Origin of the sequence: Klebsiella electrica (assembly GCF_006711645.1) — a bacterium.
Lineage (GTDB): Bacteria > Pseudomonadota > Gammaproteobacteria > Enterobacterales > Enterobacteriaceae > Klebsiella > Klebsiella electrica.
Genome location: NZ_CP041247.1, coordinates 4,130,494 through 4,144,098 on the forward strand (window position 1 = coordinate 4,130,494; position 13,605 = coordinate 4,144,098).

14 protein-coding genes are annotated in these 13,605 nt (G+C 57.9%); 6 read left to right on the plus strand and 8 right to left on the minus strand.

Annotated elements, in window-relative coordinates:
* Positions 1-11 precede the first annotated feature (11 nt).
* From sbcD to Electrica_RS19795, 3 genes are all read left to right on the plus strand, one after another.
* On the plus strand, positions 12-1,214 hold the full coding sequence (gene sbcD, locus Electrica_RS19785; RefSeq protein ID WP_141965232.1) for an exonuclease subunit SbcD: 1,203 nt from the start codon (positions 12-14) through the stop codon (positions 1,212-1,214).
* A complete protein-coding gene (gene sbcC, locus Electrica_RS19790) occupies positions 1,211-4,366 on the plus strand; it encodes an exonuclease subunit SbcC (RefSeq protein WP_141965233.1) in 3,156 nt (1,051 codons plus the stop codon). Before sbcD ends, sbcC begins: the two co-directional genes overlap by 4 nt.
* A gap of 326 nt (positions 4,367-4,692) precedes the next feature.
* The gene (locus Electrica_RS19795) at positions 4,693-5,055 is read left to right on the plus strand and encodes an NUDIX hydrolase (RefSeq protein ID WP_131049913.1); all 363 of its coding nucleotides are present in this window, start codon (positions 4,693-4,695) and stop codon (positions 5,053-5,055) included.
* A 48-nt stretch (positions 5,056-5,103) separates the two neighbouring features.
* On the opposite strand, the gene mak is transcribed toward Electrica_RS19795, so the two are convergent.
* A complete protein-coding gene (mak, locus tag Electrica_RS19800) occupies positions 5,104-6,009 on the minus strand; it encodes a fructokinase (RefSeq protein ID WP_167686251.1) in 906 nt (301 codons plus the stop codon).
* A 91-nt stretch (positions 6,010-6,100) separates the two neighbouring features.
* Between mak and rdgC the strand changes: the two genes are divergently transcribed.
* Positions 6,101-7,012: a recombination-associated protein RdgC gene (gene rdgC, locus Electrica_RS19805; RefSeq protein ID WP_131049915.1), complete on the plus strand. Its 912-nt coding sequence runs from the start codon at positions 6,101-6,103 to the stop codon at positions 7,010-7,012.
* Positions 7,013-7,077: 65 nt separating this feature from the next.
* On the opposite strand, the gene ppnP is transcribed toward rdgC, so the two are convergent.
* From ppnP to aroL, 4 genes are all read right to left on the minus strand, one after another.
* Positions 7,078-7,362, minus strand: coding sequence for a pyrimidine/purine nucleoside phosphorylase (gene ppnP / locus Electrica_RS19810; RefSeq protein ID WP_002890284.1), 285 nt, complete (start codon positions 7,360-7,362; stop codon positions 7,078-7,080).
* Between the two features lie 87 nt (positions 7,363-7,449).
* Positions 7,450-8,127 (minus strand): AroM family protein, encoded by a 678-nt coding sequence (locus Electrica_RS19815; protein WP_131049916.1) that lies wholly within the window; start codon positions 8,125-8,127, stop codon positions 7,450-7,452.
* A 251-nt stretch (positions 8,128-8,378) separates the two neighbouring features.
* Entirely contained in the window at positions 8,379-8,570 is a 192-nt protein-coding gene (locus Electrica_RS19820) for a YaiA family protein (RefSeq protein ID WP_100683071.1), read from the minus strand.
* A gap of 98 nt (positions 8,571-8,668) precedes the next feature.
* Complete coding sequence (aroL, locus tag Electrica_RS19825) at positions 8,669-9,226, minus strand: shikimate kinase AroL (RefSeq protein WP_131049917.1); 558 nt, start codon at positions 9,224-9,226, stop codon at positions 8,669-8,671.
* 334 nt (positions 9,227-9,560) lie between these two features.
* Here aroL and Electrica_RS19830 point away from each other — a divergent pair, with 334 nt between their 5' ends.
* The gene (locus tag Electrica_RS19830; protein ID WP_100683069.1) at positions 9,561-10,262 is read left to right on the plus strand and encodes a DUF2076 domain-containing protein; all 702 of its coding nucleotides are present in this window, start codon (positions 9,561-9,563) and stop codon (positions 10,260-10,262) included.
* Here the strand turns inward: Electrica_RS19830 and Electrica_RS19835 are convergent.
* Positions 10,259-10,717 carry a YaiI/YqxD family protein gene (locus Electrica_RS19835; RefSeq protein WP_100683068.1) on the minus strand — a complete coding sequence of 153 codons (459 nt, stop codon included), beginning with the start codon at positions 10,715-10,717 and terminating at the stop codon, positions 10,259-10,261. The two genes, Electrica_RS19830 and Electrica_RS19835, sit on opposite strands and share 4 nt — an antisense overlap.
* A gap of 116 nt (positions 10,718-10,833) precedes the next feature.
* Between Electrica_RS19835 and proC the strand changes: the two genes are divergently transcribed.
* The gene (gene proC / locus Electrica_RS19840; protein WP_141965235.1) at positions 10,834-11,643 is read left to right on the plus strand and encodes a pyrroline-5-carboxylate reductase; all 810 of its coding nucleotides are present in this window, start codon (positions 10,834-10,836) and stop codon (positions 11,641-11,643) included.
* Between the two features lie 72 nt (positions 11,644-11,715).
* Here the strand turns inward: proC and psiF are convergent, their stop codons facing one another.
* On the minus strand, positions 11,716-12,036 hold the full coding sequence (gene psiF / locus Electrica_RS19845; protein WP_100683066.1) for a phosphate starvation-inducible protein PsiF: 321 nt from the start codon (positions 12,034-12,036) through the stop codon (positions 11,716-11,718).
* A 92-nt stretch (positions 12,037-12,128) separates the two neighbouring features.
* Positions 12,129-13,559, minus strand: a complete 1,431-nt coding sequence (gene phoA, locus Electrica_RS19850; protein ID WP_160702211.1) for an alkaline phosphatase — start codon at positions 13,557-13,559, stop codon at positions 12,129-12,131.
* Positions 13,560-13,605: the final 46 nt, after the last annotated feature.

Consider the following 13,605-nt stretch of genomic DNA (forward strand, 5'->3'; position numbering starts at 1 on the left):
AGGGAATACTTATGCGCATCATCCACACCTCTGACTGGCATCTTGGCCAGAACTTTTACAGCAAGAGTCGCGCCGCCGAACACTCGGCCTTTCTCGACTGGCTGTTGACCAGCGCGCAGGCGCACGAGGTCGATGCCATTATTGTCGCCGGCGACATCTTTGATACCGGCTCGCCGCCAAGCTACGCCCGCGAGCTGTATAACCGCTTTGTGGTTCAGCTACAGCAGACCGGCTGCCAGCTGGTGGTACTGGCGGGCAACCACGATTCGGTGGCGACGCTGAATGAATCCCGCGATATTCTGGCCTTTCTGAAAACCACGGTGGTGGCCAGCGCCGGCCATGCCCCCTTTATTCTGCCGCAGCGCGACGGCACGCCCGGCGCCATATTTTGCCCGGTCCCCTTCCTGCGCCCGCGTGAGCTGGTCACCAGCCAGGCCGGCCACTCCAGCGGCGAAAAGCAGCAACTGCTGTTAAGCGCCATCAGCGACTATTATCAGCAGCAGTATGAAGCGGCCTGCGCCCTGCGCGGCGATCGTCCGCTGCCGATCGTCGCCAGCGGCCACCTGACCACCGTCGGCGCCAGCAAAAGCGATGCGGTGCGCGATATCTACATCGGCACGCTGGAGGCGTTTCCCGCCAGCCATTTCCCGCCCGTTGATTATATTGCCCTCGGCCATATTCACCGGGCGCAGAAAATCGGCGGCAGCGAACATATTCGCTACAGCGGCTCGCCTATCGCCCTCAGCTTTGACGAGACGGGAAAAAGCAAAAGCGTCAATCTGGTGACCTTCAGCGACGGGCATCTGAGCGAGGTCCATCCTCTGACGGTGCCGGTAACGCAGCCGCTGGCGGTGCTGAAAGGCGATTTCGCCAGCATCAGCGAACAGCTCACCCAGTGGCGGGATGCGCCGCAAGAGCCGGTCGTCTGGCTGGACATCGAAATTACCAGTGACGAATATCTCCATGATATTCAGCGCAAAATTCAGGCTCAGACCGAAGATCTGCCGGTGGAAGTGCTGCTGGTTCGCCGTAGCCGCGCCCAACGTGAACGCATCCTGGCGGGAGAGCGGCGGGAAACGCTGAGCGAACTGCAGGTCGAGGAAGTGTTTGCACGCCGTCTGGCGCAGGAAACGCTGGAAGAGGCGCAGCAACTGCGTTTGAAGCAGTTGTTCAACGAAACGCTGCATAGTCTGAATGGTGAGGAGCACCTGTGAAAATTCTGAGTTTGCGCCTGAAAAATATCAACTCGTTAAAAGGCGAATGGAAAATCGACTTCACCGCCGAACCGTTCGCCAGCAACGGGCTGTTTGCCATCACCGGCCCCACCGGCGCCGGGAAAACCACGCTGCTGGACGCTATCTGCCTCGCGCTGTATCACGAAACGCCCCGTCTGAGCAGCGTATCGCAATCGCAAAACGATCTGATGACCCGCGATACCGCCGAGTGTCTGGCGGAAGTGGAATTCGAGGTCAAAGGGACGGCCTATCGCGCCTTCTGGAGCCAGAACCGCGCCCGCAATCAGCCGGAGGGCAACCTGCAGGCCCCGCGCGTTGAGCTGGCCCGCTGCGACGACGGGCAGATCCTCGCCGATAAAGTCAAAGATAAGCTCGAACTTACCGCCTCGCTCACTGGACTGGATTACGGCCGCTTTACCCGCTCAATGCTGCTTTCCCAGGGTCAGTTCGCCGCGTTCCTCAACGCCAAACCGAAAGAACGCGCTGAGCTACTGGAAGAGCTGACCGGCACCGAAATCTACGGCCAGATATCCGCACAGGTGTTTGAAAAACATAAGCTCGCCCGCAACGAACTGGAGAAACTTCAGGCCCAGTCCTCCGGCGTTGTGCTGCTGAGCGATGAGCAGCAGCAGGCCCTACAGCAAAGTTTGCAAGCGCTTACTGATGAAGAACGCCTACAGCTTACGGAGCAAGCCCGCCTGCAGGCGACGCAGCAGTGGCTGCTGCGTCAGCAAGAGCTGAGCGCGGAATCCTCGCAATCTCAGGTCCGGTTACAGGACGCACAGCAGGCGCTGGAACAGGCCCAGCCGCAGCTTGCCGCGCTGCTCAACGCCCAGCCGGCAGAGCAGCTTCGCCCGCTGTGGACCCGACAGCAGGAGCAAACCGCCGCGCTGGCGCAAACCCACCGCCAGGTGGAGGAAGTAAATACTCGCTTACAGGACAGACTGCGGCTGCGCGCCGGGATACGTCTTGCCGCCAGCCAGCAGATGGCGCGCTTACAGGATGCCCATCACGCCCTCAACCTGTGGCTTAAAGAGCACGATCGCTATCGCCAGTGGGGCAACGCGCTGGCGGGCTGGCGGGCCGCTTTCCAGCAGCAGGCGCGCGATGAACAGCAGCACAACGTCGTACAACAGAGCCTGACGGAAACCATCCGCCAGCTGGCGGAGCTGCCGCCTGCAACGCTGATGCTGGATGCCGACCAGGTCGCCGCCAGCCTGGCACAACATACCGCCGCCCGTCCGCTGCGCCAGCAGCTTTCGACGCTGCATAGCCGCCTGTTGCCGCTTCGCCAGCGCCAGCAGCAGCTGCAAACCACGGAGCAGGCCCATCGCGAGGAACAGGAAAAGCTGGAAACAACCCTGGCCCAGCGCCGCCTGGCATACAAAGAAAAACATCAGCAATTCAGCGATGTGAAGGCTATTTGTGAGCTGGAAGCGCGCATTGTCGGGCTGGAAGAAGAGCGCGCTCGCCTGCAGCCCGGCGCCCCTTGTCCGCTCTGTGGTTCCAGCGAACACCCGGCCGTCGCACAATACCGGGCGCTGGAGCCCGGCGTGAATCAGGCCCGCCGGGATAGTCTGGAACGTGAAGTCAAACAGCTGGCGGAAGAAGGCGCCCAGCTACGCGGCCAGCTTGAGGCGCTGCTTAAACAACAGGTTAAAGAGAAAGAGGAGCTGGACTCACTCCTCCAGCAGGAGCAAGCGCTCACCTCGCAGTGGCAGACAACCGTCAGCGGACTGCATTGCGACCTGCAGCCGCAGGATGATATTCCCGGCTGGCTGGCGTCCCAGCAAGAGAACGAACAGCAGTTGTACCAGCACCAGCAGCGGCTGGCCTGGCAGGCCCAGCAGCAGGCGGGCGAGCAACAGCTGCGGCAACTCCGACAGGAACAGGAACAGCGTCGCACGCAGCTGGAGGCGGAACTCTCGCCCTTCGCGCTCAGCGTTCCGCAGGCCGATCGGACGGCGGAGTGGCTGGAGCAGCGGGAAGCGGAAACCCGCTTGTGGCAGGAAAAGCAGAACCAATTCGTCGCCCTTCAGGAGCCGTTGCAACAGCTGACGCCGCTGCTGGAAACGCTTCCGGAGACAGCACCGGAACTCCTGCCGACGGACGAGGTAGACTCCCCGGCGCCGCTGGCGGGCTGGCGTCAGGTGCATGACGACTGCCTGGCACTGCACAGCCAGTGGCGGACGCTGAGCCAACAGGAAAGCCAGCAGCAGGAAGCGCTGCACGAGACGCACGCTCAGTTCGCTGGCGCACTCTCCCGCAGTCCGTTTGCCGACCAGCAGGCCTTTCTCGCCGCTCTGCTCGATGAAGAGACGCGCCAGCGGCTGGAGCAGCTCAAACAGACGCTGGAAAATGCCTTACAGCAAAATAATGCCCTGGCGCTGCGCGCCCGCGATGCGCTCACCCGGCATCAACAACAGCCGCCGGCCGATGTCGACCTCACCCTCCCGCTGGAACAGGTCCAGGCTCGTCTGCTCCAGCTGGCGCCGCAGCTGCGAGAAAACAGCGCCCGCCAGGGAGAACTCCACCAGCAGCTGAAACACAACGCCGTGAACCAACAACGCCAGCAAACATTGCAGCAGGAGATCGCGCTTGCCGGGCAGCAGCTCGAAGACTGGGCATGGCTTAATGCGCTGATCGGTTCTAAAGAAGGGGATAAGTTCCGTAAATTCGCCCAGGGGCTAACGCTGGATAACCTGGTCTGGCTGGCGAACCATCAGCTGAATCGCCTGCACGGGCGCTATCAACTCCAGCGCAAGGCCAGCGAAGCGCTGGAGCTGGAAGTGGTTGATACCTGGCAGGCGGATGCGGTACGCGATACCCGCACCCTCTCCGGCGGTGAAAGCTTCCTGGTCAGTCTCGCGCTGGCGCTGGCGCTGTCCGATCTGGTGAGCCACAAAACGCGCATTGATTCGCTGTTCCTTGATGAAGGGTTCGGCACGCTCGATAGCGAAACGCTGGATACGGCGCTGGATGCGCTCGACGCTCTCAATGCCAGCGGTAAGGTGATCGGCGTGATAAGCCACGTTGAAGCCATGAAAGAGCGCATTCCGGTGCAGATCAAAGTTAAGAAAATCAACGGGCTTGGCTACAGCCGGCTGGATAAAATGTTTTCCGTCGAGTAACCCCCGAGTATTTCCCTCGCGACAGACCTTTCCTTTCGAGGAAAGGTCGCACTTCTCCGGTGCATTATCCTTGCCGTAATTTCACGAATTATCTTGATATCGCACGAACATGCATGATAATTTCATTTTAATTTCTATAATGCGAATAAACAGGCACAAACATGACGTTTCAGGCACTAAAGGCGGAAAAAATCTATTATCACCGCCATTCGTGCACAAACGTGCAGATGCAATGTCCCCGACAGGTGTGCGCCAGGTAAAAACGCCTTTGCGGATATCCATCGGGTTTCCCGTCTTCCCGCTCACATATTAAGAAGGTCTGAGAGATGAAAAGTTGTCTTATCCTGGTTGCGGGTCCCGTCCGCAGCGGCACCAATGATCGCCCGGAACTGATTGCTGCCAACCTGAACGTCATGGCACAGGTTGCGCTGAATATTTATCGTAAAGGGCATATTCCCGTTATTGGCGAGTGGCTCGCTTTACCTCTGGCCAAAGCCGCTGGTTCAAAGGAAACAGGCGATCCGATCAGCGAAGAGTTTTTATATCCCGTCGCCCATCGTTTGATTAGCCGCTGCGACGCGATTTTGCGTATACCGGGGGAGTCCCGGGGCGCCGATCTTGATGTCGAGGAAGGGAAAAAAAGGGGGCTGACGATTTACTCTCACCTGGATGAGATCCCCGATCTGTGATTCCCCCCCCGTTGCCCCTGCTGACCAGGGCAACGGGGTCACGCTGATTTACAGCGGCCACAGCCAGGCCGCGCCGCGCACGCCGCTGGAGTCGCCGTGTACGGCTTTTCGAATCGGCGTCTCGCACTCCCCGCCGAATACCCATGATTTCACCAGCTCAGGCACCGTCTGGTAGAGACGTTCGACGTTGCTCATCCCACCGCCGAGGACAATCACATCCGGATCGAGGATGTTGACCACGTGGGCCAACGACTTTGCCAGACGCCTCTCATAACGCTTTAACGCCTGCTCGGCCAGCGGGTCCTGCGCGCCGACCCGCTGCATAATCGCATTGCCCGTTAGCGACTGGCCGCTCAAACGCTGGTAATCGGTGGCAAAACCGGTCCCGGAGATAAAGGTTTCAATACATCCCTGCTTACCGCAATAGCACGGCACTGCGGCGCGATAGCGCAGTTCATCATCATCCATCCACGGTAGCGGGTTGTGACCCCACTCCCCCGCGGTGCCGTTGCCGCCAATATGGGAACGCCCCTGTATCGCCACGCCGGCCCCGCATCCGGTACCGATAATCACCGCAAACACGGTCTGCGCCCCGGCGGCGGCACCGTCTACCGCTTCGGAAACCGCCAGGCAGTTGGCATCATTTGCCAGGCGTACTTCGCGGTTTAAGCGCTGGCTCAGGTCTTTGTCAAACGGCTGACCGTTGAGCCAGGTGGAGTTGGCATTTTTCACGACCCCGGTATAGGGCGAAATCGAGCCGGGGATCCCGACGCCGACGCTGCCGCGCTGCCCGGTCGCCTGCTCGGCCATCTCCACCAGCGTGGCGATATTCTCGATCGTTTGCCGATAATCCTCGCGTGGAGTCGGCAAACGGTGGCGAAATAACTGTTCTCCATGGTCACTCAGGGCAATGACTTCCGTTTTCGTGCCGCCCAAATCGATACCAATACGCACTGTAAGCTCCTCTCCCCGATTAACAATGCAAGCATAGCGACAATTCGCTATTATGCCCGCTGGATTTAACGATAACGCCGTGGAAATTATCATGCTGTGGTTCAAAAATTTAATGGTTTACCGTCTCAGCCGCGACATTTCATTGCGTGCCGAGGAGATGGAAAAACAGCTGGCCGGGCTGACATTTACCCCTTGCGGTAGCCAGGATATGGCGAAGACCGGCTGGGTATCGCCAATGGGATCGCACAGCGATGCGCTGACGCATACCGCAAATGGCCAGATCGTTATCTGCGCACGCAAAGAAGAGAAGATCCTGCCGTCACCGGTTATCAAACAGGCGCTGGAAGCCAAGATCCTCAAGCTGGAAGCCGATCAGGGCCGTAAGCTGAAAAAAACGGAAAAAGATTCGCTGAAAGACGAAGTGCTGCATTCTCTGCTGCCCCGTGCTTTTAGCCGCTTCAGCCAGACCATGATGTGGATCGATACCGTCAACGGGCTGATCATGGTGGATTGTGCCAGCGCGAAGAAAGCGGAAGATACGCTGGCGCTGCTGCGTAAAACGTTAGGATCGCTGCCGGTCGTTCCGCTGGCGCTGGAAAACCCGATCGAGCTGACGCTCACCGAATGGGTCCGCTCCGGGTCCGTCGCTCAGGGCTTCCAGCTGCTGGATGAAGCCGAACTGAAGGCCATGCTGGAAGATGGCGGCGTCATTCGGGCGAAGAAACAGGATCTGGTCAGCGATGAAATCGCCGTACATATTGAAGCGGGCAAAGTGGTCACTAAGCTGGCCCTCGACTGGCAGCAGCGTATTCAGTTCCTGATGTGCGACGATGGTTCGATCAAGCGCCTGAAGTTCTGCGACGAACTGCGTGACCAGAATGAAGATATTGACCGGGAAGATTTCGCTCAGCGTTTTGACGCCGACTTTATTCTGATGACCGGCGAACTGGCGGCGTTGATTCAGAATCTGGTAGAAGCTCTGGGTGGCGAAGCGCAGCGCTAATCAGCGCCGGGCGCGCCCGACAAAGCGGGCAAAACGCCTTCCTGCCGCGGCAGGAAGGCGTTGAATCACAGATAGCGGCACAGATAAGAGGTTGGCTCAGCCACCTGCAGATGAAACTCGCTATTGCCTGGTACATTGAATACTTCACCGGCGGCATACACTTTCCACTCGGTCTCCCCCGGCAGCAGCACATTCAGCGCACCGCTCACCACCGTCATCTCTTCCGGCTGCGCGGTACCAAAGGTATATTCCCCTTCTGCCATCACCCCGACGCTCGCGCGACCGGTGCTGCTGCTGGTGAAGCCAATAGATTTCACTTTTCCGTCGAAGTATTCATTGCTTTGAAGCATAAACAAGCCCTTATGATCTTTTGTTGAAGCCTCAATATAGGGGGCGCTCCTTGCCCCTGTCACGCAAAATTACGCTATCGGACCATGTTAAACTAATAGTTCTGCAGCCAGCCGGGAAACCAGCACATTTGACAGCAGAACCGGCACATCCAGCGCTTTTTGCAATACGTCGCGATGATGCTGGTGGTAACCCAGGCAGTCCAGCACCAGCACATCGGCGCCCTGCTCCAGCAGCGCCCGTCCGGCGCGTAATAAATCGCTATCGCTGCCGCTGATCGGGTTGGCTAACGCATAGTAAGGCGCGTGTTCTAACGACAGCCATTTTTGCTGCTGCATGGGCAGCACCTCCTCAACGGGAACGATAACCCCGACCTGATGCCCGTCTACAATCGACGCCACCAGCGGCGGAATAATCCGCTGTGGTTCCAGTAAAATAGCCTTGCGCGCCGTGAGGCCGCTGAGCATTTCGGAACTCAAAAACAGAATGACATCATATTCTTGCCTGTCGAGCATCGCGATAATATGCTTTAAATCACGCTCGACCTTCTGGCGCGAAACCTCGACCGGCAGGTTATCATTCAATAACGTCAGCAGGCATTCATCGCCGGAATCAAGGGCATAATCTTCCATAACGTCTTCACGCGTCATTTTGCCTAACAGGCTAATATGAGTGATCTGCTCTTCCCTGATATGTTCGGTTAAAAGCGGCAAAACTTCCGCCACCGGTACCACGCCAACGGTTAAAATCGCCATCGTTGTACTCATATCACGTACCTTTTCACTACCACTGCTTCAGCACAGGCTTACTACATACGACATCCGCCCCCCTGTTGACTAAAAATCAACCGTCCAGAAGCGTAGCAGCTTAGCGCCGCCGTTGAATGTAAAGATTAATATAGCCTCAAGCACTGCCTGAAAAATCCGTACGTTAGGGAATCATCAGCAGCGCTGATGAATGAAAAATGTGATGGAGGCCCGGTATTCCTCTGCGCAAAGGGCATTCCGGGCGGGCGAGATTATGATTTATCCGGGTCTTCGTAGCGCTGTTTAGCATCCAGCGCTTCCTGTTCCGTAGGGTGTTCACTGATCAGTGAATCGGCAGTCGGGAAATCGGCGCGCAGCTGGTACCAGGTCTCCCCCTGGCCTGCGGGACCTTTCACAACGGCAACGATACGCGCTTCTCTCGGATAGGGAGGTTGGGTGGGCATAGCTCTTCCTTCTTCGGCCATCAGAGCTATTAAGTATAGGAGCCCCTGCGCCCTTTACCGTCAATAAAGTCTTAACTCGCAGCGCGGGACAGCGTCCCTTACTCTCTTGCAGCCTCAGCGCACTGCGCTTCTTGCGGCGCGAAGGCATTCTGCAACGTCGCCAGAATTTGCCCGACGACGTCATCCGGCGTCGCAGTGGCATCGATAATATGATGCGCGGTGGCGCGATACAGCGCTTCTCGCTGCGCCAGCACTTCGCCGACTTCATCGCGCACCGGTTTGCCGGTCAGCGTCGGACGCTGCTCGGTTTTCGGATACGCTTCAAGACGGTCAATCAGGGCCGCAACCGGCACCTGCAGGTAAATCACCACGCCGTTTTCGCGCATGAACTGGCGGTTACCTTCAGCCAGAATAATACCGCCGCCGGTCGCCACCACCGTTTGCGGCAGCGTGGCCGCTTCCAGCGCCTCTGACTCCAGCTCGCGAAAACGCGCCCAGCCCTCCTGCTCAACAATGGTCGCGACCGTACGCTGCTCACGCTCCTGCAGCGCATGATCGGTATCGGTGAACTGGTAATGACGCGCCCGCGCCAGCGCATGGCCGATTGTCGTTTTACCGCAGCCGCGCGGCCCGATGAGAAAGATTGGCAATGTCATTACCGAAGACCCCCTGGTTCCGCATATCGCGGGAAAATGAATACGAATAGTAAGCAATGGTGCCTGCAAAATCGCCGGCAATAATCGTAAAAAAAACGTTACATTAATATGAAAAATCCACTCCGCTACAGATAGCAAAAGGATTTATCGCGTAAACCTATCATTGCATTAAGTGTTATTCCAGATTTACTTATTCAACAAGGTTATTTTTCAGCCGCCGGCTGGCGTAAACGGTAACACATTTATGCATAGCTTTACGCATCAACATATTTACAACATGGTACGTTCAGCCGCACTCTGACGTTAAACGACCAGTATGACAGAGGAAAGTACCATGCAATCTGAAGAACAACGCCTTATTGATGGACTGTTTTCCCGCCTGAAAGAGGCCGGAACGCAGAGCGCTTCGCGCGATGCCAGCGCCGAGGAGCGGATTGCGCAACACATGAAAGAGCAGCCCGCCGCGCCCTATTATATGGCGCAAACGATACTGATCCAGGAAGCCGCCATCAAGCAGCTCAACGATCGTATCCAGGCGCTGGAAAGCCAGGTGACGCAGCTCCAGGCGGCAAAACCGAGCAGCGGCGGATTCCTCTCCGGCCTGTTTGGCGGCGGTCAGACCCGCGGCTCCGACCCCATTCCCGGGGCCGAACAATATGGCCGCCCGCAGGCCAGCGCGCAACCGCAGTATGCGCCGCAAGCGCCGCAGCAGAACTATGCGCCACAGGCGGCGCGCAGCGGCGGCGGCTTTATGGCCGGGGCGCTACAAACGGCGGCAGGCGTGGCAGGCGGCGTGGTGCTGGGCAATATGCTGACCAATATGTTCAGCGGCTCGCATCCGCAGGAGATCGTCAATATTATTGAAGAAAAACCGCAGCCCGACCTCAGTCAGACGCAGGAGTTGTCCGGCGCCGACGATCCGTTCCGTCAGGACGATAATCAGTTCCTCGCGGATAACAACACCTGGAACTCTGACTTCGACGCCGGTATGGGTAACGACGACGATTTCGGCGGCGATGACGACAGCTGGGTTTAACCCTGCTGGCGTTTCGTCTCTGACAGCCACTTCTCCAGCGCGGCGGCAAATTGTTGCCGGTCGCGCTGCGACAAACTATCCGGGCCGCCGGTTTGTACGCCGCTGGCCCGCATCGTTTCCATAAAATCGCGCATCGTCAGACGTTCGCGAATGGTCGCCTCGCTGTAGCGCTCGCCGCGCGGATTTAAGGCTGCGCCGCCCTTGGCCAGCACTTCCGCCGCCAGCGGAATATCGGCGGTAATCACCAGGTCGCCCGGTTGACACAAGCGGACGATTTCGTTATCGGCCACATCAAACCCCTGCGGCACGCGCAGCGTGCGGATCACCCGTGACGGTGGTACCCGCAGCGGCTGGTTGGCAACCAGCGTCAGCGAGGTCTGCGTACGCTCGGCGGCGCGGAATAAAATCTCTTTAATGACGTTCGGACACGCGTCCGCATCAACCCAAATAGCCATTCCGGCTCCTGTCGACGAAAAAGGGAGGCGTCATTGTCACCTGCTTTTGTCCCCCGGGGAAGCGCTGGAGTGATAAGCTAGATAACTCACGACAAAATAAGCAAAGGGGAACGGTGATGGAGAAGAAAATTGGCTTTATCGGCTGCGGGAATATGGGTAAGGCCATTCTGGGCGGTCTGATCGCCAGCGGACAGGTGCAGCCTGGGCAAATTTGGGTCTACACCCCGTCGCCGGAAAAAGTGGCGGCCCTGCACGACCAGTACGGCATTAATGCCGCGCAGAGCGCGCAGGAAGTCGCTCAGATCGCCGATATCATCTTCGGCGCGGTTAAGCCGGGGATCATGATTAAAGTGCTCAGTGAAATCGCCTCCAGCCTGAATAAAGACTCGCTGGTTATCTCAATTGCCGCTGGCGTCACGCTCGATCAGCTGGCGCGGGCGCTGGGCCACGATCGCAAGATCGTCCGCGCGATGCCGAACACCCCATCGCTGGTTAACGCCGGGATGACCTCTGTGACGCCTAACGCGCTGGTCACCAGCGAAGAGGTCGCCGAAACGCTGACGATTTTCCGCTGCTTCGGCCAGGCCGAAATTATCGCCGAGCCGATGATCCACCCGGTGGTGGGCGTGAGCGGTTCCGCGCCAGCCTATGTCTTCATGTTTATTGAAGCGATGGCGGATGCCGCCGTTCTCGGCGGTATGCCGCGCGCTCAGGCGTACAAATTTGCCGCTCAGGCGGTGATGGGGTCGGCCAAAATGGTGCTCGAAAGCGGAGAACATCCGGGAACGCTGAAAGACAGGGTCTGCTCGCCAGGCGGGACCACCATCGAAGCCGTGCGGGTACTGGAAGAGAAAGGGTTCCGCTCTGCGGTCATCGAGGCCATGGTCAAATGCATGGAAAAATCAGAGAAGCTCAGCCGCTCCTGATCCCCTCCTGTTGAGAACGGGTGAGGAGACTCCTCACCCGTTTTTACCGCGTCAGTTTCGACACCCGCGCCGTTAACCCTGTTTCTTCAGGCAGGCACTCATAAACTTGTTACGATCGTCCCCTTTCAGAGACTGCTGGGTCGCCTGACCGTTACACTCGCGCATTTTTTGCTGCTGAGGCGTCAGACCCTTACTTTCCGGCGCTGGCGCTTCTTTCTTGAGACACTGACTCATAAACGCTTTACGCTCGTCCCCTTTCAGCGTTTTCGACGAGGCCTCTTTGTTGCAGGTCGCCATTTTTTGCTGCTGGGGCGTTAACGTTTTTTCCGCAGCATTCACCGCCGTCATGAAGATAAGACCAAAAAGCAGGGTCACCAACATTGTTATTTTCATCACACCATCCTTTTGTCAGTCAATCACTGTAAGCCTGGTCACTGGCGGGAAAAAAAACCAGCCGATGGCAATAATTCACCATCGGCAGCGGCTTATTTCAGGCCCAGTGCGGCTTTCATAGTGTAAAACAGATCGGTCTGATCGGTTAAGCCCACAACGTTAGCGGCATGCGGACCATAAGCGGCAATACGCAGCTGCGTGCCGGTATGTTCCATCGACTCCTCTTCCGAGTTGCCGTAGCTGATGACCATCACCGAACCGTCTTTGGTCGTCAGCGCCTGAGTCAGGCCCGGAGCTTTGGAATCGGCCGGAATAATCTGGCTGGCGTGCGCGTGGTCAGCGGTGACCACAACCAGCGTATTCCCCTCTTTTTTGGCAAACTCCAGCGCTTTTTGCACCGCTTCATCAAGGTCGACGGTTTCGCCAATCTGACCGCACGGGTTCGCCGCGTGATCCTGTTTATCGATGGAGGCGCCCTCAACCTGCAGGAAGAATCCTTTCTCGTTGCTGCTCAGAAGACCGATCGCTTTCTCGGTCATCTGCGCCAGCGTCGGCACCGAAGCGTCACGTTTGCTGTTCGGGGTACAGGTTATCGCCGGCTTATCGATATTGCCGTGGTAAGACGCTTTCGGTCCTTCCCAGCGAACCGGCATGTTGCCGTCGGCGAAAAGACCCAGCAGCGGTTTGCCCTGGTTGGCTTCGCTGACCGCGGCCAGCGAGCTGGCATCGGTGACAATCTGGTAGCCGCGGGCAATAGCCTGCTCATGCAGCGTTTTGCCCTGCCATTCACCGGCCGTCGCGGTTTCGGCGAATGTTTTTGCCCCGCCGCCTAAGGTCACATCAGCGCGGGCATTCAGCAACTGCTCGGTAATCGAGCCTTTACCGCCCTTCTCCAGCGCGTTGCCAGGACATTTTTCGCTGGTGACGCTCGGACCGTAGCATTTACGTGAAGTCACATGTGCGACCTGAGCTGCTGGCGTGGCATCCTGCAGTTCTGCCGTAGAGACGTTGCCGGTGGCAAACCCTGCGGCTTTCGCCAGTTCGAGGATGGTCTGATGATCTTTTTCATGAATATCGACCCCCAGCGCGCCGTTATAGCTTTTTACGCCGGTCGTCCAGGCGGTGGCGGACGCGGCGGAATCGGTCACGTAATCCGGTTTGCCGGTTTTTTTATCCAGAGAATAATGCGTGTACTGACCGGTCAGCGGCAGCGCATCAATGCCCTTAAAGAAACCGCCGGCGCCTTCGGCATAATTGCGCGCCGCCGTAATTTCAGAATCGCCCATCCCGTCGCCAATCAGCAGAATAATATTTTTGGCGGGTTTGTTGATTAACGAAGCCTGCAGCAGGGCCGTTTGATCGCCGGTTAAACGACGCGCGCCGCCGGGCGTCGTGATATCGCCCTGAGCGGCACGATTTTCCAGAAGCGGGGCAGTCGTGGTTTCAGCATGAATAACCGGGGAGCCCAGCAGAGGTAACAGGGCAATAAAGAGGGCGTTGAATTTCACTTTTGTCGTCTCCATGTAAAAAATACTTAAAAAACAAAACGAGGGAGACTTTATAAAAGCG